The following is a 19,410-nucleotide window of genomic DNA, read 5'->3' on the forward strand; positions in this document are numbered from 1 at the left end:
TCCGGCTGGCCCCGCCGTCGGCGTCTCCGGGCGACGGCTCAGCCGCCAGCCGATCCGAACCCGCACGTCGAGCGATAGGGTGCGATCGCGCCGAGGTGCTCCTCCCACTCCTCGCGTGTGAGGTCGCGTCCCGCGATCCGGCATGCCGCTTCGACCTGGCTCTCGGGGTCGAGGTCCCACAGCTGCAGGCCGTCCGAGCGGACCACCGCGAGCTCACGGCCGTCGGGGCGCAGCGACGCCGCGAACCCCTCCCCGCCCGCCGTTGGGATCGCGTCACCGAGACGCAGGCCGCTCGCGAGGTCGTATAACGAGGCCGACCCGTCGATCCCCGTCGCCAGCAGGGTGCGGCCGTCCACGCTCGCCTGCAGCGTTCTCGTGCCGGCGGCGGTGCTGGGCAGCGAGCCGATCACGGCGAAGTCGTCGATCGCGTAGGTCAGCAGTCGGGTGCCCTCGGCGCCCACCACGACCGCGTCGCCCACGACCGTGGTGATCTCCGGACCCACGAGTTGAGCGGCGGCGAACTCGCCCCGGTCCGTGTCCAGGATCCTCGTGGTGAAGACACCGTCGTTGCTCCACGTGGTCACGAGCAGGCGGGAGCCGTCCGACAGAGGACTGACCGAGGTCGGCCCCAGGCGGCTGTTGAGCTGGAAGGGTCCGGTGAGTCGTTCGCCGGTGATCGGATCGAGCACCCACAGGTATCCGTCCGCGACGACCATGACCCGTCGGCCGGAGGTCCACGTCAGCCCGGTGGACGACTGGTCGGGGATCTCGCTCGGAAGCACCTCGCCCGTCGTCGCGTCGAGCAGGGCCAGCTCCGTGCCGCCATCCAGGTTCACGAGCAACGAATCGACGCCCGCCCAGACGGGACCGACCGCACCGTCGGGAAGCACGAGACGGCTGGAGTCGCTGCGCGGATCCCAGACGTGCACCCGAGATGAGCCATCCGTGACGAGCACGGAGGAGCCATCCGATCCGTACCCGCCCACCGTGGTCGATCCGCGTGCGATCACCCGGGTGATCGCACCTCTGCCGTCGACGGCCCACCGGGAGAGCACCGGTTCGTCCGTTCCCACGATCACGAGCTCGGACCCGTCGGGACCAGGGAAGACGCCCGCTGCGCGCTGCGGGAGCGGTGCGGTCGATGCTCCAGTCGCGAGGTCGTATTGCAGGACATCGCCGGCCTCGTTTCCGCACCACACCGCCCCAGGTGTCGTGGAGACCGACAGCGTCGTGCACGCCGACGGCCACCGGTCGATCTCATGGCTCCATCGCAGCGCGCCCGAGGTCATGTCCAACGCGATGACTCCCGAGTCGCCGGCGGCGATGAGCGTGGAGCCGGCCTGCGCGATCGCACTGTTCGCGAAGCCGGACGGCACCGCGAATCGAGGGCCGGGAACGTTCGTTCGAAGGTCGACGATCCCGACGGCATCGGTGGATCCGATTGCCAGCCGGTCGTCATCAAGGAAGGCCACCGAGGCGGCACCGGCGCCTCGCGTCCAATCGCGCGCCGCAACCGGGTACTCGATGCGGGAGACCTGCATGGATTCCAGGTCGATCGCGCGGAGTCGGCCATCGCGACCGGCGACGGCGGCGAACGATCCCGTGGAGTCGACGGCCACACGGTTGGCGGCGACGCTCAACCTCACGGGCGGACCGATCGGATCGCCCGAGGCGAGGTCCACGGCGAGGAACTCCGACACGCCCGGCTGATAGGAGGCCGAGCCGGGGACGACATATCTCACCACGACCGCGGTCCCGCCGTCCGCGCTGACTTCGACGAACGGCCGGGCTGTGAACGCGACCGTGCTCGGCGTGATCGCGAGGTCCCGTATGGGCCGAGCCGTCTCGATGTCGTAGATCGCCGCGGTTCCGTCGTCTCGCACGACGACGGCCTCATCGGTTCCCGGGATGGGGTGTGCGACGAACCGCTCCGTGTCCGGGATGGTGGAGGTCCGGAGGAGACCGGGGGACGAGGTGAAGGTTCCCATGAGTGCGGTTCGGGGCCGTGGGTCGTCGGGCCAGCGGGTGTGCGCCTCGACGGCGAGGAGCGCCGCGACCGCACGCTGCGACGACCGCAGCGCGAGCGAGGTGCCGACGATGTCCTCGATGTCCGCCGACTCGCGGTGCCGTGCCGCGTCGCCGGCACCGCGCACTGCGAGGATGGTGGCTGCGATGGATGCCACGACGAACACGGCCGCGCTCGTGAGCAGGATGCGTCGGAGTCGGGTCTGGCGCAGTTCGCGTCGGGCGTCTTCGGCGGCGCGATGCTCCTCGGCGAACTCGCGCTCCGCAGACAGGTCGAGGAAGTCGGATTCGGTGCCGGTCAGGTCCGGCGAGGATGCGTTGCGCCATTCGAGCGCGGTGCGCAGGCGTGCCCCGCGGTAGAGCTCGTCCGCCGGCCGTCCTGACTCATCCCATGATTCGGCCGCGGCGGTCAGGCGCGCGAGGGTGCGCGCGCCCTCCGCATCCTCCTCGAGCCAGGAGTGCAGGCGCGGCCAGGCGGTGGCGAGAGATTCATGGGCGACCGTGATCGTCGCGCCGGCCACGCTCACCAGACGTGCGTCCACGAGCCGCGTGATGATCGCGGACCGATGCGCGTCCGCGCGGAGCGGGCCGACCAACACCCGGCGCTGAACGGTGCGTCCATCGGGCGTGAGAGAGACGAGACGCCGCAGGAGTGCCTGGCACTGGATCCGCTCTTCCGGAGACAGCCCGGCGTACAGCTCTTCGGCCGACCGGGCGATCGCTCCGCTGATGCCGCCGACCGACTCGTAGGCCTCGACCGTGAGTACCGCGCCCTCGCGTCGCCGCCAGGTCTCCGCGAGCGCATGGGAGAGGTGGGGGAGCACGCCCAGTTCGCCGACGGCGTCGCGGAGTATGAGCTCGGTGAGGCCGTGTTCCACGCGTAGACCCGAGTATCGAGCGGGTTCCTCGATCGCAAGACGAAGGGCCTCTGCACTCGGGGGGCCGAGGACGACGAGTCCCTCCCGGACGAGCGGACCGAGCAGGGGGTCGGCCACGCAGCGATCGATGGCGTCGGAGCGCAGCGTGAGGATGACGTCGTGTCCGGTAGCGACGACCTGCGCGACCGACTCGCAATAGGCGGCGATTTCGTCGGGCGGCCACCCGAGCTGGAAGAGCTCCTCGAACTGGTCGATGATGACGACGTCGCCCGTGCGCCGACCGGTGCCGGGCGTGATGAGCACCGGCCCGCGGCCGCGGTCTCGGAGGCGGGGTACGACCCCCGCGAGAACCAGCGAAGACTTGCCGCTCCCCGACGGCCCGACGACGGTGACGAGATGCGCCTCATCGAGGCGATCGAGCACCTCGGTGATCTCGGGGTCGCGGCCGAAGAAATCGGCTGCGTCGTCGGGCGTGAAGGGTCGCAGCCCTTTGTACGGGTTGCCGGCCCGCGCCGCGCGGGGGGCGGGCGGAGGATTGATCCGCGGGTCCTGACGGAGGATCTCGGTCTCGAGTGCCGAGATCTCCAGGCCGGGGTCGACGCCCAACCGGCTTCCGAGCTCGTCGCGAAGGCGGCGGAGCGCGGCCAGCGCATCCGCCTGGCGACCGCTTCGATACAACGCGAGCGCGAGGATCGACCAGCGGCGCTCCGAGAGCGGCTCGGCACGCACGAGGCCCTCGGCCTCCGCGATCACGCTGTGGTGCTCGCCGCAGTCGAGGTGCGCCTCGAGCAGATCCTCTTCTATCGCCCGCCTGATCTCGTCGAGCCGTGCGGCCTCGACGGACGCGGGCGGCCACGCGGCGACGTCTGAGAACGGCGGACCACGCCAGAGCGCGAGCGCCTGCTCGTATCCCGTGATCGCCCGTTCCGGATCGCCCTCGCCCTGATGCCCGCGGGCTCGATCAACGAGACGCTGGAAGCGCACGGAGTCGATCGTCTCCGTCGCGACGCCGAGCGCGTACCCTTGCGTGGTCGTCAGGATGCTCTGCGATCCGAGCCGCCGACGAACGCGGGACACGAGCGCCTGCACCTGCTTCGGCCATGTTCGGGGAACCGTGTCACCCCAGCAGGCCTCTGCGAGCTCGCCGGCGCGTACTTCGTGCCCTGGGTTCACCGCCAGTGCGGCGACCACCGCCCGCTCCTGCGGGCTGAGCGCCCCGGCATCCGTCGAGAGCGCCCCGAGCACATTGATGCTCACACCTGCAGTGTGAGAGCTGCGTGAGGCGGTGTCAATGGCGGAGCGCCGGCGTTCATACCGTGCTGATACCGGCGGCCACCGGCGTTCATACCGTGCTGATACCGGCGGCCACCCGCATTCATACCGGCCCTCGTCAACGTGGAGAGCATGGAACACACACAGAACACCCGCAAGTTCCTCGCCGCCGGTCTCGTACTCGTCGCGGCCACGGTCGGTCTCGCAGGCTGCGCAACCGCATCCCCTGCTGCCGACCCCGGCCTCCATCGCATGCTCGTGCGTGAGAGTGCCGACCGGTATGTCGACGAACTCATCGAACGTGCCAACCTCGACTCCACGCACCGCATGCTCGTGCGTGAGAGTGCCGACCGGTACGTCGACGAACTCATCGAACGTGGCAACCTCGACTCCACGCACCGCATGCTCGTGCGTGAGAGTGCCGACCGGTATGTCGACGAACTCATCGAACGTGCCAACGCCGCTCGCTGAGCGGTCCCCACACTGCACCCCCACGGCGGGGTCGGCTCAGGCCGGCCCCGTCGGTGCGTTTCCTCCGGGAACGGGCCTCTCTCGCATGAGTTAGTAGCGTGGCAAGGGTGTCAGGATTCCTTCCCGTCGAGATCGCCGTGCAGGATGCCGCGGGGGTCCGCATCGCGCTCAGCGGCGGTGCCGCCCGCGTCGAGCTCTGCCAGGCCCTCGGGCTGGGCGGGCTCACACCCTCGGCCGGGTCGATCGAGGCTGCCGCGGCGCTCGCGACGGAGGCATCCGTCACCGGTTTCGTGCACGTACTCGTGCGCCCGCGCGGTGGGGGGTTCGTGTACGACCGCGATGAGGTCGAGGCGACCGTGCGCGACATCCGCCTGGCCCGATCGCTCGGTGCCGATGGCGTGGTCGTCGGTGCGCTGACGGATGCCGGTGCGCTCGACCTCGACGCGATCGCCGCGTTCCTCGACGCAGCAGACGGGCTCGACGTCACCGTGCACCGGGCCGTCGATGCCGCAACGGATCCACTCGCGGCCGTCGCCGCGCTTGCAGGTACCGGCGTGCGTCGCGTCCTCACATCAGGAGGTGCAGCCGACTGCCGTGCCGGCCTACCCACGCTGGCCCGGATGGTGTCGGAGGCGGGCGGCGCGGTCGAGGTGATGGCCGGCGGCGGCGTCGGCGTCGACGACATCGGAGCGCTCGCGGCGGTCGGCGTCGACGCGGTGCATCTGTCGGCGCGTCGCCGCGACGGGCGAGGCGGACCGAGCGGGCCGGGCGGCGGCGAGATCGGCTTCGATGCCACCGACGCGGAGCTCGTGCGTGCGGCCGTCGCTGCGGCTCAATCCGCGGTGCGAGCGTGAGCGGCGCTGCCGTCGGACCCGACGTGGACGAAGACGACCGCCGGAAGTCGGCGATGGAGAGCTGGGCCATCGAGGGCGCGCAAGTGGACTTCGAGTTCGGCGCCGCGCAGCCGCGGGTCGAGGGTCGTTGCCTGCCGAATGGCTAGGCTGAGGACATGGCCCGCGATTCCGACGACGACGCCCTGCGCTGGGAGGGCGACGACGATCCGACGCTCGCTCCGGGCTGGAAGACGGTCGGCAATCCGGCGACAGCTGAGCCCGATGCACCCGCATCCGACGGCAACGGCACCGAAGCGGCATCCGACTCCTCGCAGCAGCAGTCAACAGGCCGGGCGGATGCCGCGTCGCCGACGGGCTCGGTCGAGCTCGTCGTGCTCGGGGTGCTCGGCGGCGTGTACCTGCTGTACGCGGTCGGCTGGATCATCGTTGCCACGCGGCTCTCGACCGGATCGGTCGATCCCGTCGCGCAGTTCATGTTCGGGCTCGGTGGCTGGCTGGCGGTTTTCGCGGTTCCCCTGTGGTTCGGGATCACGCTCTGGCTGTCGGCGGGTCGCTCCCGCGTGAGGATCCTCTGGCTCGTCGCCGGAGCGATCGTGCTCGTGCCGTTGCCGTTCCTGCTCGGAACCGGGGTCACCGCATGAGCGCGGGAGCAGGGGAGGAGTCGGTGCGCCGCGAGCGCGCCGAGATCGACGACGCATCGACGCCGCGATCGCGAGTGTCGGGCACTCCGCTCTGGCTGGCCGTCACGCTCGCCGTGCTCTTCGGTCTCTTCTACGCCTACGACGTGTGGGAGGCGCTCGGCAACCTCATCGGCATGTCGACGCTCGCGACTCACCTCGAGGTCGGCATCACCGGCTTCGGCTGGTTCCTCCTCGTGCTCGCCATCGTGCTTCCGCTCGCCCTGTTCGCTGGCGCCTTCGCGCTCGGTCGGCGTCGCGGCCCGCTCGTGCAGATCGCGTTCTATGCGGTCGGGCTCGGTGTGTCGGCCGCGCTCAGCATGGACATCATCGCCGCGTTCACCCGCTGGGTGCCGCTCGCGTGACCCCCGTGCCAGCGCATCGCAGCGGCTGCAGGTGTCTCCCGCCGTCATGAAGTCGGAGCGCTCCGGCGGGCTCGGCTAGAGTTTCACGTGATTGCGTCAGCGATTGCGACGCTCGTCACCCCCCTCTGGCCAAAGGAATCGATTCGTCGTGTCAAAGCCGGTCGTGCTGATCGCAGAAGAACTCTCACCCGCCACCGTCGACGCGCTGGGGCCCGACTTCGACGTTCGCAACGTCGACGGCACCGATCGTGCAGCTCTGCTCGCGGCGCTCTCCGACGCGAATGCGATCCTCGTGCGTTCCGCCACGAAGGTCGACGCCGAGGCGATCGCCGCCGCGCCGCGGCTCAAGGTCATCGCGCGCGCGGGGGTGGGCCTCGACAACGTCGACATCAAGGCGGCGACGACCGCCGGTGTCATGGTCGTGAATGCGCCGACGTCCAACATCATCTCGGCGGCCGAGCTCACCGTCGGACACATCCTGAGCCTCGCCCGCCACATTCCGGCGGCGCACGCGGCGCTCGCGCAGGGCGAATGGAAGCGCTCGCACTACACAGGCGTCGAGCTCTACGAGAAGACCATCGGCATCATCGGCCTCGGTCGCATCGGCGCGCTCATCGCCGCCCGACTGCAGGCGTTCGGCACCGAGGTCATCGCCTACGACCCCTACATCACCGCTGCGCGAGCCCAGCAGCTCGGGGTGCAGACCGTGAGCCTCGACGAGCTCCTCGAGCGCAGCGACTTCATCACGATCCACATGCCGAAGACGCCCGAGACCACGGGCATGATCAGCACCGAGCAGCTCGCGAAGATGAAGCCCACGGCGTACCTCGTGAACGTGGCGCGCGGTGGCCTGATCGACGAGGACGCGCTGTACGAGGCGCTCGCCGCCCGCCGCATCGCCGGTGCGGGCCTCGACGTGTTCGTCTCGGAGCCGCCGCGCGAGTCGCCGCTGCTGTCACTGCCGAACGTCATCGTCACGCCGCACCTCGGCGCCTCGACCGACGAAGCGCAGGAGAAGGCCGGCGTCTCGGTCGCGAAGTCGGTGCGCCTGGCGCTCGCCGGCGAGTTGGTGCCCGACGCGGTGAACGTCGCGGGCGGTGTCATCGACCCGTACGTGCGTCCCGGTATCCCGCTCGTCGAGAAGCTCGGCCAGCTCTTCGCCGGCCTGGCCCACGGTCGCCTCACGAGCATCGACGTCGAGGTGCGCGGCGAGCTCAGCGACTACGACGTCTCGGTGCTGAAGCTCGCCGCCCTCAAGGGCGTCTTCACGAACATCGTCAGCGAGACCGTGTCGTACGTGAACGCGCCGCTCCTCGCTGAGCAGCGCGGCATCGAGGTGCGGCTCATCACCTCGCCGGAGTCGCCCGAGTACCGCAACGTCATCACGCTGCGCGGCGCACTCGCCGACGGCGAGCAGGTGTCGGTGGCGGGCACGCTCACCGGCACGAAGCAGATCGAGAAGCTCGTGGGCGTGAACGGCTACGAGATCGAGGTGCCGATCGCGAAGACCCACATCGTGATGGAGTACACCGACCGTCCCGGCATCGTGGCGATCTACGGCCGCGAGTTCGGCGACGCCGGCATCAACATCGCCGGCATGCAGATCGCGCGGCGTGAGGCCGGCGGCGAGGCGCTGAGCGTGCTCACCGTCGACTCGCCGGTGCCCACCGAGGTGCTCGAGCGGGTGCGCGAGGCCATCGAGGCCGACGTGCTCGTCGAGATCGACATCACCGAGTAGGTGTCGGAGGCGGCTCGGCGGCGAGCCGCTCGAGCAGCGCGATGAGCGAGTCCATCTCCGCCGTGCGCGGCGCATCGACGCCGAGCTGCTCGTCGTCGCCGTGCAGGGCCGAGTCGTAGTAGAGGCCGTCGCCGATGAGCGTGATCGCGAGTGCGACGGTCGGGTCGGCCACGTGCCGTCGCACGGCGTCGAGCCAACGCTGGCGCACCGCACGGATGACGCGGACGGCGGGTGGGCTGCCGGCCTGGGCGAGTCGCGCCGCAGCGACGCCCGCCCGGTCGAGCGGGTGGCCGACGGCGACCGCGCTGCGCACGTAGTAGGCGACGGCGCCCTCAGGGGCGCGCTCGAGCTCCTCGATGTCGGCGTCGACGAGGTCGATGAACCGCGTGAGGACCGCGTCGACGAGTGCTTCGCGTGATGCGAAGTGGTAGAGCAGCCCGCCCTTCGACACGCCGGCGGCGCGGGCCGTGGCCTCGAGGGTCGCGGCCCGCTCGCCGCCGTCGATGAGGATGCGCTCGAACGCATCGAGCACGGCGTCACGGGCGGCAGGTGGACGGCTCATGTGCTCGATCGTAGCGAGCGCAATCCGGTCATCCTCTGATACTATACCGGCTGGACGGTATAGTAACGGAAACTGAGATGACGAACACGACACGCACTGACACCGACACGATCGAGACGCCGACGTCCTCCGCACCGGCGCCGCAGCGAGCATCACGACGCGCCTGGATCGCGCTCGCCGTGCTCATGCTTCCGGTGCTGCTCGTGTCGGTCGACAACACGGTGCTGAGCTTCGCGCTGCCGTCGATCTCGCGCGACCTCGCGCCGACCGCTGCACAGCAACTCTGGATCATCGACGCGTATCCCCTCGTGCTCGCCGGCCTTCTCGTCGCGATGGGCAGTGCCGGCGATCGCTTCGGGCGGCGACGACTGCTCCTCATCGGTTCGACGGGATTCGCGATCGTGTCGATCGCGGCGGCGTTCGCACCGACCGCAGAGGCGCTCATCGCCGCTCGCGCCGCGCTCGGCTTCTTCGGCGCCATGCTCATGCCCTCGACGCTCTCGCTGCTGCGCGCGGTCTTCACCGACCGCGAGCAGCGCCGTCTCGCGATCGCCATCTGGGCGTCGGGATTCGCTGCCGGCAGCGCCCTCGGGCCGCTCGTCGGCGGCATCCTCCTCGAGCACTTCGCGTGGGGTTCCGTGTTCCTCCTCGCCGTGCCGGTGCTCGTGCCATTGCTGGTGCTCGTGCCGCTGCTGATTCCCGAGAGCCGCGATCCCGCGCCCGGGCGCATAGACGTGGCGAGCACCGTGCTCTCGCTCGCTGCGATGGGTCCGGTCGTCTACGGCATCAAGTCGCTCGCGACCGAGGGCGTCGGTGGATTCGGCGTGCAGGCGATCATCATCGGCCTCGTTTGCGCGGCGTGGTTCGTCCGTCGGCAGCTGCGCAGCGACTCGCCCATGCTCGAAGTGCGGCTCTTCCGGCAGGGCTCATTCGGCGGCGCGGTGCTCGTGAACCTCTTCAGCGTCATCGCTCTCGTCGGATTCCTCTACTTCGTGTCGCAGCACCTGCAGCTCATCGCCGAGCTCACCCCCGTCGCGGCCGGACTCGCGCTCCTGCCGGGCCTCATCGCGATGATCATCGCGGGCCTCGTGGTCGTGCCCGTGGCCCGCCGAGTGCGGCCCCGGGTGCTCGTCCCGGTCGCGCTCCTGCTCTCGGCCTCCGGGTACCTCGTCATCGCGCTCTCCACGAGCGCCGAATCGATCGCGCCGATCGTCATCGCCTTCATGCTGCTCGGCGTCGGCATCGGCGCCGCCGAGACGGTCTCGAACGAGCTGATCCTCTCGAGTGCGCCGCCGGCCAAGGCGGGCGCCGCCTCCGCCGTCTCCGAGACGGCCTACGAACTCGGTGCCGTGCTCGGCACGGCCCTGCTCGGCAGCATTCTCGCCGCGCACTTCCGCGCCGCGATCGAACTGCCCGCAGTGCTCACCGGCGAGCAGGCGGCGGCCGCGCGAGAGACGCTCGCGGGTGCCGTGACCGTGGCCGAGGGGCTTCCCGCCGCGGTCGGAGCCGAGCTCGCGGCATCCGCGGCGCACGCGTTCGACGGCGGAGTGGTGGTGACCTCCCTCATCGGTGTGGTGCTCATGGCCGCCGCCGCGGTCGTCGCGGCGGTCGCGCTCAGGAATCCACGGCCGGTCGACGCGGCCTGAAGCACGCTCGCCGCAACGAGCGAACGGCCGTCGCGTCGCTCATGGAGCGCCGGGACGGCCGTTCGACGTTCGAATGCTCAGAGGACGGTGGGGTCCTCGGGAGTCGAGTGCTCGTTGCGCGTGACCCGATCGCCCGTACCGGGGTCGACGCTCGTCTGGGAGGTCGACACGGAACGACGACGACGGGCGAGCAGGATGACGCCGAGGATGACGACGATCACTCCGGCGATCATCAGGATGTAGCCGACCAGCTGAAGGTCGATCCAGTCGACGGTGAGGTTGAGCGCGAACGCGAGGATCGCGCCGATCACGAAGAGCACGATTCCGAGACCGAGACTCATGGGTGGTTCCTGCTTTCTCTCCGGCGGCCCTGCAGGCCGTGTTTCGATGAGGCGGATACCTCGTCCTGAGGCCGAGTGTATCGATCGGCCACTCGCGTGGACAGTACGCTGGGAGGGCTGGCGCACGAAGGAGAATTCATGGTAGGCACGGTCAGGCTCGCGGTCATTCCCGGTGATGGGATCGGACCAGAGGTCGTCGGCGAGGCGCTGAAGGCCCTCGCGGCCGTCACCGACGGCGGGGAGGTCTCGTTCGAGCAGACGGAGTTCTCGCTCGGCGCCGGCCGGTACCTCGAGACCGGCGACGTGATGACCGACGACGACCTCGCCGCCATCGCCGGACACGACGCGATCCTGCTCGGGGCCGTCGGCGGTGCCCCCGGCGATCCGCGACTCCTCGGCGCGAACATCGAGCGCGGACTCCTCCTCAAGCTCCGATTCGAGCTCGACCACTACGTCAACCTGCGTCCGACGGTGCTGTATCCGGGCGTCACGAGCCCGCTCGCCGCTCCGGGCGACGTCGACTTCCTCGTCGTGCGCGAGGGCACCGAGGGGCCGTACGTCGGCAACGGCGGGGCGATCCGCGTCGGCACGCCGCACGAGGTCGCGAACGAGGTTTCGGTGAACACCGCCTACGGGGTGGAGCGCGTCGTGCGCTACGCCTTCGCAGCGGCATCCGCGAGGCCTCGAAAGCGCCTCACCCTGGTGCACAAGACCAACGTGCTCGTGTTCGCCGGATCGCTGTGGAAGCGCACGGTCGATGCCGTCGCAACCGAGTTCCCCGACGTCGCCGTCGACTACCTGCACGTCGACGCGGCGACGATCTTCCTCGTCACGGATCCTGCTAGATTCGATGTCATCGTCACGGACAACCTCTTCGGCGACATTCTGACCGACCTCGCCGGCGCAATCAGCGGCGGCATCGGACTCGCAGCCTCGGGCAACATCAACCCCGACGGCCGGTTCCCGAGCATGTTCGAGCCGGTTCACGGTTCCGCACCCGACATCGCCGGGAAGGGCATCGCCGACCCCACGGCCGCCATCCTCTCCGTCGCGCTGCTCCTCGAGCACCTCGGCCTCACGGAGCAGGCTCAGCAGGTCACGCGGGCGGTCGCCGCCGACATCGCCGAGCGCGGCGACGCGAAACGCTCGACCTCCGAAGTCGGCGACGCCGTCGTCGCCCGCCTCGGCGCACTGTAGAAGATTCCGCGCACTCGAAGGAAGACACCATGACGATCAACCTCCCGCTCCAGGCCCCCTCCGCATCCGGGCTCATCTGGCAGGTCATCCGCAACGAGTCCTCGCGCAGCGAGGCCGAACGCGACGAGATCCTCGCCGACCCCGGCTTCGGCAACCACTTCACCGACCACATGATCGACCTGTGCTGGTCGGAGAAGGGCGGCTGGCACCGTCCGCGGGTGCAGCCCTACGGCCCCATCCAGCTCGACCCCGCTGCGGCCGTCTTCCACTACGCCCAGGAGATCTTCGAGGGCATGAAGGCCTACCGCCACGCCGACGGCTCGATCTGGACCTTCCGTCCCTACGAGAACGCGGCGCGCATGCAGCGCTCGGCACGCCGTATGGCGCTGCCCGAGCTGCCGAGCGAGATCTTTCTCGAGTCGCTCAAGCAGCTCATCGGGGTCGACGCCGCGTGGGTGCCGAGCGCGCCCGAGACGAGCCTCTACCTCCGACCGTTCATGTTCGCGAAAGAGGCGTTCCTCGGCGTACGTCCCGCGAAGAAGGTCGGCTACTACGTCATCGCGAGCCCGGCCGCCGCATACTTCCCGGGCGGCGTGCAGCCCGTGAGCATCTGGCTGTCCACCGACTACGCGCGCGCCGGCAAGGGCGGCACGGGAGCGGCCAAGACCGGCGGCAACTACGCCTCGAGCCTGCTGCCCCAGGCCGAGGCATCCGCGAAGGGCTGCCAGCAGGTGCTCTTCCTCGACAACGACGGGTACATCGAGGAGCTCGGCGGCATGAACATCGTGTTCGTGCAGCGTGACGGCACCCTGGTCACCCCCGAGTCCGACTCGATCCTCGAGGGCATCACGCGCGACTCCGTGCTGCAGCTCGCGGCCGATCGCGGGCACTCGGTCGAGCGCCGCCGCGTCACCATGACGGAATGGCGCGAGGGCGCGGCATCCGGTGACATCGTCGGCGCATTCGCGTGCGGCACCGCCGCCGTCGTCGTGCCGATCGGGCGACTCCTCGCCGACGACTTCGAGATCGTGCACTCGGGCGCCGCCTCGAGCGAGCTCGCACTGTCGCTTCGCGAAGAGCTCACGGGAATCCAGTACGGCCGGGTCGAAGACCGTCACGGGTGGTTGACCCGGCTCGACGCGTGACCGCGCCGGGCGCCGGGCCCGGCATGCGCATCCGCGCGTTCGATCGGGCCGACACCGAAGCCGTCGTCGAGCTGTGGCGTGCCTCGCGCCTCGTCGTGCCCTGGAACGACCCGTATCGCGACATCGAGCGCAAGCTCGCCGTGCAGCCAGAGCTCTTCCTCGTGGGCGAGTCGGGCGGCGCCGTCATCGCGACGGCGATGGTCGGGTACGACGGCCACCGCGGCTGGGTGAACTACCTCGCCGTCGACGGGTCTCGGCGCGGCGAGCGACTCGGTGCGCGACTCATGGCCGAGGCCGAGCGGTTGCTCACCGAGCTCGGGTGCCCGAAGCTCAACCTCCAGGTGCGCTCGACGAATGCAGGGGTGATCGAGTTCTACCGCCGTCTGGGCTACCAGGTCGACGAAGTGGCGAGCCTCGGCAAGCGGCTGATCGCGGATGCCTCGCCGGTAGGCTGAACGCATGAAGCTCGCGCGATTCAGTCACGGCGATTCCATCGCATTCGGCGTCGTCGATGAAGAGGAGCACGAGCTCGTCGTGTTGAAGGCCGACCCGATGTTCGCCGGGTTCGAGACCACGGGGGAGCGCGTGCGGCTCGCCGACGTGAAGCTGCTCGCGCCCGTGATCCCGCGTTCGAAGATCGTCGCGGTCGGCAGGAACTACCGCGACCACGCTGCCGAGATGGGCGGCGACGCCCCGTCAGAGCCGCTGCTCTTCCTGAAGCCGAACACCTCGGTCATCGGTCCCGATGACACGATCGCACTGCCGCGGCAGAGCAAGCAGGTCGAACACGAGGGCGAGCTCGCGGTGGTCATCGGCCGCATCGCGAAGAACGTCGCCGAAGAAGATGCCGACGCGTTCATCTTCGGGTACACGATCGCGAACGACGTCACTGCGCGCGACCTGCAACGCAGCGACGGCCAATGGGCACGGGCGAAGGGCTTCGACACGTTCTGCCCGCTCGGTCCCGTGATCGACACCGAGATCGATCTCGAGCACGGCACGATCGAGACGAGCGTGAACGGCGAGCGCCGGCAGGAGGGGCGCCTGGCCGACATGGTGCACTCGATCCCGGCGATCGTCGCCTATGCGTCATCCGTGTTCACGCTGCTCCCCGGCGACGTGATCCTCACCGGTACGCCGGCGGGCGTCGGTCCGATCGTCTCGGGCGACGTCGTCGAGATCACGGTCTCGGGCCTCGGCACCCTCTCGAACCCGGTGCGTGCGGCCGAACTCTGAGCCGGCGGCACGGCACGTTCACGTCGATTCGCGAATGACGAGCCTCGGCGGTTCGGCTCGACCGGTGCGCACACGCCCGTCGGCGATCGTGTCGAGGAGGAGTTCGGTCGCCCCGCGGCCGTAGCGGGTGAGATCGTGGGCGAGCGCGGTCACGGTGGGGTTCGCCAGCTGCAACGCCACCGAATCGTCCCACGCCACGATCGCCACGCGCTCGGGCACCGCGAGCTCGAGCTCCCTGCAGACCTCGAGGCCGGCGAGTGCCATGACGTCGTTGTCGAACAGGATCCCCGACGGGGCGTCGGCGCGGGTGACGAGCCCGCGGGTCGCCGCAGCCCCGCTGTCGGCGGTGAAGTCGGCCTCGTGCCGTTCGTGCCGAATACCGCGTGCCTCGCACGACCGGGCGAACGCCTCGTCGCGCAACTGCGTGTGCACGTACATCGCGGGGCCCGTCACGCGAGCGAGATGCCGGTGCCCGCGCTCGGCGAGGTGGGCGACCACCCGATCGACGATCTCGACGTTGTCGTCGGTGAACGTCGAGAACCCCGGTGCGTCGTCGGGTCGCGCGAGCGCGACGGCCGGCATGCCCAGTGCCGAGAGGGATGCGAGGCGCGGGTCGGCGGGAGTCAGGTCGGCGACGATGACCCCCCGCACTCGTCGCTCTTCGTGCCAGCGCGCGTGCACGCGAACCTCGTCGTCGAGCGACTCCACGACCTTCATGAGCAGTCGGTGCCCGCGGGCGGCGAGAGCTTCCTCAGCACCCGTGATGAATCGTTGCCAGAACGGTTCCATGGGCACGCGCCGGCGAGGCTGGTGCAGACACAGGCCGACGGATGCCTCGACATCGGCGCTATGCAATGAGGTCATTCACCGAACATAGCGTCGGGAAGCGATCGTGTCCCGCGAGTTCGGCACCCCCTGTTCCGGTGACGAGGAAGGTGTGCGAGTCACCCGGCGCCAGGGTGACGAGACCGGAGTCGACTCGCGCGCCGGGAGCGATGCGGTCGGCCTGCAGCACCAGGTCCTTCACGAGCGACGCCGCGGTCACGCTCAATCGCACGGTGCCGTCGTCGCCGGCGGTCCACGTCGCCGCCAACGCGTCGGCGGGCGACCGGAGCCTCAGCTTCGGGTCCTCGGAGAAATACCACGGCGCGTCGGCCACGTCATCGCCTGCGCGTGCGAGCACGAACTCGCCCGCGGCATCCGTCGTCGCCAGCAACTCCGCGCCGAGCGGGAACCGCGCCGACTCACGCGCCCCGAGGTCGAGCGTGTGCGTCTCAGTGGCCAGCCGGTCGCCGTCGAGGGTCATGCGCGTGACCTCGACCTCGCCGCGCCAGCCTTCGTCGCGGTCATTGTGCGCGACGAGGACAGCCCCGCCGTCGTGCGGCTGCACGGTCAGCAACCGGTCGCCGTACACGCGGCGCAAGGCGTGCCACGCGGGCTTGCGGATGCCCGAGAAGTCCACGGCAGCCCACGAGATCACCGGCCAGGAGTCGTTCAACTGCCACACGATCTGGCCCGTGTTGCGCGGGTGGAGCGAGCGGAAGTGCTCGATGCCGAAGGCGATCGCTCGAGCCTGGTTCAGCTGCGTCGCGAAGTGCCATTCGTCGATGTTGCGCCACTTCGGCAGATGGGCGCCGAGTCCGCGCTCGAGCTTGATGTTGCCCTGGTCGGCCTTCTGGTGCACCAGCATCTGTTCGCCGTAAGGGTCGAGCGGCTCATCGTGCACGGCGCCCGTGAGGGTCGTCCAGGCGGGCGGCCCCTGGAAGCCGAACTCCGACGCGAACCGCGGTTCGTGTTCGCGATACGCGGTGTAGTCGCGCTCGTTCCAAACGTCCCAGAGGTGCATGGTGCCGTGCCGCGCGTCGTTCGGGTGGGCGTACCGCATGAACGAGAACGGGCTGCCGGGGGAGTAAGGACGGGTCGGGTCGAGCTCGGCGACGATCGAGGGCAGCAGGTCGAAGTAGTAGCCCTCGCCCCACGTGCGCCCCTCGAGACGGCGACGCCAGTCCCACTCGAGGTATCCCCAGATGTTCTCGTTGCACCCGTTCCAGAGCACGAGCGACGGATGCCGCGACAGCCGGGCCACCTGCTCGCGCGCCTCGGCCTCCACCTCGCCGCGCAACGGCTCCTCCTCGGCGTAGGCGGCGCACGCGAAGAGGAAGTCCTGCCAGACGAGCATCCCGAGCTCATCGCAGATGTCGTAGAAGTCGTCGTGTTCGTAGAGGCCGCCGCCCCACACCCGCAGGAGGTTCATGTTGGCCTCCACCGCGTCGTTCACTCGCGCGAGGTAGCGCTCGGGGCCGACCCGCGTGACGAAGGTGTCGTCGGGGATCCAGTTCGCGCCGCGGATGTTGACCTCCCGCCCGTTCACGATGACGGTGAACCGAGTGCCGAGTTCGTCCGGAGTCGTGTCGAGCTGCACCGAGCGGAAGCCGACGAGCGCCGACCACCGGTCGTCGCCGGCGGTCACGGTCACTTCGTAGCGTGGTTGCGCGCCGTAACCGCGCGGCCACCACAGGTCGATCTCGCCCGCGTCCACGACGACGCCGAGCTCGGTCGTGCCGGCGGGTGCGAGCGCTGTCACGGTGGTGCCCGCCACCTGAACGGTGATCTCGGTATCGACGGCGGATGCGGCATCCGCCCACTCGAGCGAGACCCGTGCGTCGAGCCGACCGCTCGCGCGATCACCGGCCGGCGCCGAGACCTCGACGAGCGGCCGGACGCCCGCGATGCGCACCCCTGACCAGGAGTCGATGCCGATCGACTTCCAGATGCCCGAGGAGGACAGGTCGATGCCCCAGTCCCAGCCGAAGTCGCAGGCCATCTTGCGCATGGCGTTGAACGGGTGCTGGTTGACGTGGGGACGGGCCCCGAGCAGTTTCGCCTGTTCGTCGGCGAAGTCGAGGGGAGCCCTGAACTCGACGACGAGCTCGTTCGAGCCGTCGACGAGTGCGTCGCGCACGTCGAAGCGGTACGAGCGGTGCTGGTTCGCGGTGCTGGCGACGAGTTGCCCGTTGAGCCGGATGGTCGCCGCCGTGTCGAGCCCGAGCGCGACGAGGTCATGCCGGGTGTGTCCGTCGTCGTGCCAGTCGAACACGGTGCGGTACCGCCAGTCGGTGCGACCGATCCACGCGAGTTGCGTCTCGTTGGCGCCGTCGTACGGGTCGGGGATGCTGCCGGCGGCCACGAGGTCGAGGTGCACCTGGCCCGGCACTCGGGCCGCGATCTCTCTCGTGAATGCGCCGGGTGCAGCTCCGGCGGTCGCGGCGAGGAACCAGTCGGCTCCGTCGGCGGAGTCGAGGGAATGGAACGTCATGCGGCTCGTCTCTTCTCTGGGTTGGGCGCGGCTTCTGCGAGCAGTTTCGTGTACTCGTGCTTCGGCGCGAGGATGACGTCGTCGGCAGGTCCGCGCTCGACGATCTCACCGCGGAACATCACGAGGATCTCATCGGAGAAATGGCGGGCGGTCGCGAGGTCGTGGGTGATGTAGAGCACTCCGAGGTCCTCCTCGCGCTGCAACTCGGCGAGGAGGTTCAGCACGCCGAGGCGGATCGAGACGTCGAGCATCGAGACCGGCTCGTCGGCGATGAGGATCCGCGGTTGCGGTGCGAGGGCGCGCGCGATCGCGACGCGCTGACGCTGGCCGCCCGAGAGCTCGTGGGGCTTGCGCCGGGCGATGCCGGGCTCGAGCTGCACGCGCTCGAGCAGGGCTCCGACCCGTCGGGACACCTCGGCCTCTCCGCGCGCCATTCCGTGCAGCACGAGCGGGCGGGCGAGGTGGTGGAAGACCGTGTGGTACGGATTCAGTGACGCGAACGGGTCTTGGAAGACCATCTGCACGGCGCTCCGGTAGGCGACGAGGCCGGCCCCGCGGCGCCGGATCGGCGAGCCGTCGAGCAGGATCTGTCCGCGTGTCGGTCGCTCGAGCTGCAGGATGAGCTTCGCGATCGTCGACTTGCCGCTTCCCGACTGTCCGACGAGCGCGGTCGTGCGTCCGGCCTCGATGCGGAAGTCCACGTCGTCGACCGCGGTCAGCGTGCGGCTGCGGAATCCGCCTCGCAAGCGGTACTCCTTCGTGACGGAACGGAACTCGAGCGCGCTCATGACGCCACCTCCTGTTTCACGCCGCTGCGCACGAAGTCCCCGCGGTCGCCGGTGAGGCTCGGGAACGACGCGAGCAGTTGCTTCGTGTAGTCGTGCTGCGGGTTCGTGTAGAGCTCGCCGGCGTCGGCGAGCTCCACGATCTCACCGGCCCGCATGACGGCGATGCGGTCGGAGATCTCGAGCAGGAGCGGCAGGTCGTGGGTGATGAAGATCACGGCGAACCCGAGCTCCGCGCGGAGCCTCGTGATCTCCCTCAGGATCTCGCGCTGCACGACCACGTCGAGGGCGGTCGTCGGCTCGTCCATGATCATGATCTGCGGGTCGAGCGCCATCGCCATCGCGATCATGACGCGCTGCCGCATGCCGCCCGAGAGCTCGTGCGGGAAGGAGGTGAGCCGTGAGGGGTCGACGCCGACGCGCTCGAGTAGCTCAGCGCAACGGCGGCGTCGCTCGCGCTTCGGGAGGTCGGGGCGGTGGGTCGTGAAGATGTCCTCGAGCTGCGCGCGGATCGAGATCACCGGGTTGAGCGAGTTCATCGCCCCTTGGAACACCATGGAGATCCGGCTCCAGCGGAACGCCCGCAGGTCTTCGCCCTCGAGCGAGGCGAGGTCGATCGAGTAGCCCTCGCGGGAGTGGAAGACCGCGTTCCCCGAGGAGATGACCGCCGGCGGCTTCAACAGCCGATTGACGCCATAGGCGAGCGTGGTCTTCCCGCACCCGCTCTCACCGGCCAGCCCGAGGATCTCCCCGCGCCCTAGGCTGAGCGAGACGTGCTTGACGGCGTGCACAGTGGGCTCGCCGAGGTAGTCGATGCTGAGATCCGAGATCGTGAGCACCGGGTTCTGCTCGGGCGAGGAAGGAGCGGATGCCGCGACGGCGTGCATCGCGCGGGTGTCGGG

General features: G+C 69.7%; 18 protein-coding genes. 11 read left to right on the plus strand and 7 right to left on the minus strand.

What is annotated here, in order from left to right:
* Positions 1 to 38 precede the first annotated feature (38 nt).
* On the minus strand, positions 39 to 4,160 hold the full coding sequence (locus tag J7E25_RS11010) for a BTAD domain-containing putative transcriptional regulator (protein WP_214870198.1): 4,122 nt from the start codon (positions 4,158 to 4,160) through the stop codon (positions 39 to 41).
* 147 nt (positions 4,161 to 4,307) lie between these two features.
* On the opposite strand from J7E25_RS11010, the gene J7E25_RS11015 reads away from it, so the two are divergent.
* The 6 genes from J7E25_RS11015 (at position 4,308) to serA (ending at position 8,280) form a co-directional block, all read left to right on the plus strand.
* The gene (locus J7E25_RS11015) at positions 4,308 to 4,646 is read left to right on the plus strand and encodes a hypothetical protein (RefSeq protein ID WP_214870199.1); all 339 of its coding nucleotides are present in this window, start codon (positions 4,308 to 4,310) and stop codon (positions 4,644 to 4,646) included.
* Positions 4,647 to 4,753: 107 nt separating this feature from the next.
* Positions 4,754 to 5,500, plus strand: coding sequence for a copper homeostasis protein CutC (locus tag J7E25_RS11020; RefSeq protein WP_214870200.1), 747 nt, complete (start codon positions 4,754 to 4,756; stop codon positions 5,498 to 5,500).
* Positions 5,497 to 5,646: a hypothetical protein gene (locus J7E25_RS11025; RefSeq protein WP_214870201.1), complete on the plus strand. Its 150-nt coding sequence runs from the start codon at positions 5,497 to 5,499 to the stop codon at positions 5,644 to 5,646. The genes J7E25_RS11020 and J7E25_RS11025 overlap by 4 nt, the downstream gene beginning before the upstream one ends.
* Positions 5,647 to 5,655: 9 nt before the next feature.
* Positions 5,656 to 6,141: a DNA polymerase III subunit gamma/tau gene (locus tag J7E25_RS11030; RefSeq protein WP_214870202.1), complete on the plus strand. Its 486-nt coding sequence runs from the start codon at positions 5,656 to 5,658 to the stop codon at positions 6,139 to 6,141.
* Positions 6,138 to 6,542 (plus strand): hypothetical protein, encoded by a 405-nt coding sequence (locus J7E25_RS11035; RefSeq protein WP_214870203.1) that lies wholly within the window; start codon positions 6,138 to 6,140, stop codon positions 6,540 to 6,542. The genes J7E25_RS11030 and J7E25_RS11035 overlap by 4 nt, the downstream gene beginning before the upstream one ends.
* A gap of 148 nt (positions 6,543 to 6,690) precedes the next feature.
* Complete coding sequence (gene serA, locus J7E25_RS11040; RefSeq protein ID WP_214870204.1) at positions 6,691 to 8,280, plus strand: phosphoglycerate dehydrogenase; 1,590 nt, start codon at positions 6,691 to 6,693, stop codon at positions 8,278 to 8,280.
* On the opposite strand, the gene J7E25_RS11045 is transcribed toward serA, so the two are convergent.
* Entirely contained in the window at positions 8,270 to 8,842 is a 573-nt protein-coding gene (locus J7E25_RS11045; RefSeq protein WP_214870205.1) for a TetR/AcrR family transcriptional regulator, read from the minus strand. The two genes, serA and J7E25_RS11045, sit on opposite strands and share 11 nt — an antisense overlap.
* A gap of 77 nt (positions 8,843 to 8,919) precedes the next feature.
* On the opposite strand from J7E25_RS11045, the gene J7E25_RS11050 reads away from it, so the two are divergent.
* The gene (locus J7E25_RS11050) at positions 8,920 to 10,488 is read left to right on the plus strand and encodes an MFS transporter (protein WP_214870206.1); all 1,569 of its coding nucleotides are present in this window, start codon (positions 8,920 to 8,922) and stop codon (positions 10,486 to 10,488) included.
* A gap of 77 nt (positions 10,489 to 10,565) precedes the next feature.
* On the opposite strand, the gene J7E25_RS11055 is transcribed toward J7E25_RS11050, so the two are convergent.
* Positions 10,566 to 10,829 carry a DUF6458 family protein gene (locus J7E25_RS11055; protein ID WP_214870207.1) on the minus strand — a complete coding sequence of 88 codons (264 nt, stop codon included), beginning with the start codon at positions 10,827 to 10,829 and terminating at the stop codon, positions 10,566 to 10,568.
* 138 nt (positions 10,830 to 10,967) lie between these two features.
* Here J7E25_RS11055 and J7E25_RS11060 point away from each other — a divergent pair, with 138 nt between their 5' ends.
* Genes J7E25_RS11060 through J7E25_RS11075 form a run of 4 tightly spaced genes read left to right on the plus strand, consistent with a single transcriptional unit; the run spans position 10,968 to position 14,407 of the window.
* Entirely contained in the window at positions 10,968 to 12,026 is a 1,059-nt protein-coding gene (locus J7E25_RS11060; protein ID WP_214870208.1) for a 3-isopropylmalate dehydrogenase, read from the plus strand.
* A gap of 29 nt (positions 12,027 to 12,055) precedes the next feature.
* Positions 12,056 to 13,171 carry a branched-chain amino acid aminotransferase gene (locus tag J7E25_RS11065; RefSeq protein WP_214870209.1) on the plus strand — a complete coding sequence of 372 codons (1,116 nt, stop codon included), beginning with the start codon at positions 12,056 to 12,058 and terminating at the stop codon, positions 13,169 to 13,171.
* On the plus strand, positions 13,168 to 13,626 hold the full coding sequence (locus J7E25_RS11070; RefSeq protein ID WP_308164515.1) for a GNAT family acetyltransferase: 459 nt from the start codon (positions 13,168 to 13,170) through the stop codon (positions 13,624 to 13,626). The genes J7E25_RS11065 and J7E25_RS11070 overlap by 4 nt, the downstream gene beginning before the upstream one ends.
* 4 nt (positions 13,627 to 13,630) lie before the next feature.
* Complete coding sequence (locus J7E25_RS11075) at positions 13,631 to 14,407, plus strand: fumarylacetoacetate hydrolase family protein (RefSeq protein WP_214870210.1); 777 nt, start codon at positions 13,631 to 13,633, stop codon at positions 14,405 to 14,407.
* Positions 14,408 to 14,425: 18 nt separating this feature from the next.
* Here the strand turns inward: J7E25_RS11075 and J7E25_RS11080 are convergent, their stop codons facing one another.
* From J7E25_RS11080 to J7E25_RS11095, 4 genes are read right to left on the minus strand one after another with little or no spacing between them, the layout of a single operon-like run.
* Complete coding sequence (locus J7E25_RS11080; RefSeq protein ID WP_214870211.1) at positions 14,426 to 15,271, minus strand: LacI family DNA-binding transcriptional regulator; 846 nt, start codon at positions 15,269 to 15,271, stop codon at positions 14,426 to 14,428.
* Entirely contained in the window at positions 15,255 to 17,723 is a 2,469-nt protein-coding gene (locus J7E25_RS11085) for a glycoside hydrolase family 2 protein (protein ID WP_214870212.1), read from the minus strand. Before J7E25_RS11085 ends, J7E25_RS11080 begins: the two co-directional genes overlap by 17 nt.
* On the minus strand, positions 17,720 to 18,511 hold the full coding sequence (locus tag J7E25_RS11090) for an ABC transporter ATP-binding protein (protein WP_214870213.1): 792 nt from the start codon (positions 18,509 to 18,511) through the stop codon (positions 17,720 to 17,722). The genes J7E25_RS11085 and J7E25_RS11090 overlap by 4 nt, the downstream gene beginning before the upstream one ends.
* Positions 18,508 to 19,395 carry an ABC transporter ATP-binding protein gene (locus J7E25_RS11095; protein WP_214870597.1) on the minus strand — a complete coding sequence of 296 codons (888 nt, stop codon included), beginning with the start codon at positions 19,393 to 19,395 and terminating at the stop codon, positions 18,508 to 18,510. The genes J7E25_RS11090 and J7E25_RS11095 overlap by 4 nt, the downstream gene beginning before the upstream one ends.
* Between the last annotated feature and the right edge of the window lie 15 nt (positions 19,396 to 19,410).

This window comes from Agromyces sp. ISL-38 (assembly GCF_018613935.1).
Taxonomy (GTDB): Bacteria; Actinomycetota; Actinomycetes; order Actinomycetales; family Microbacteriaceae; genus Agromyces.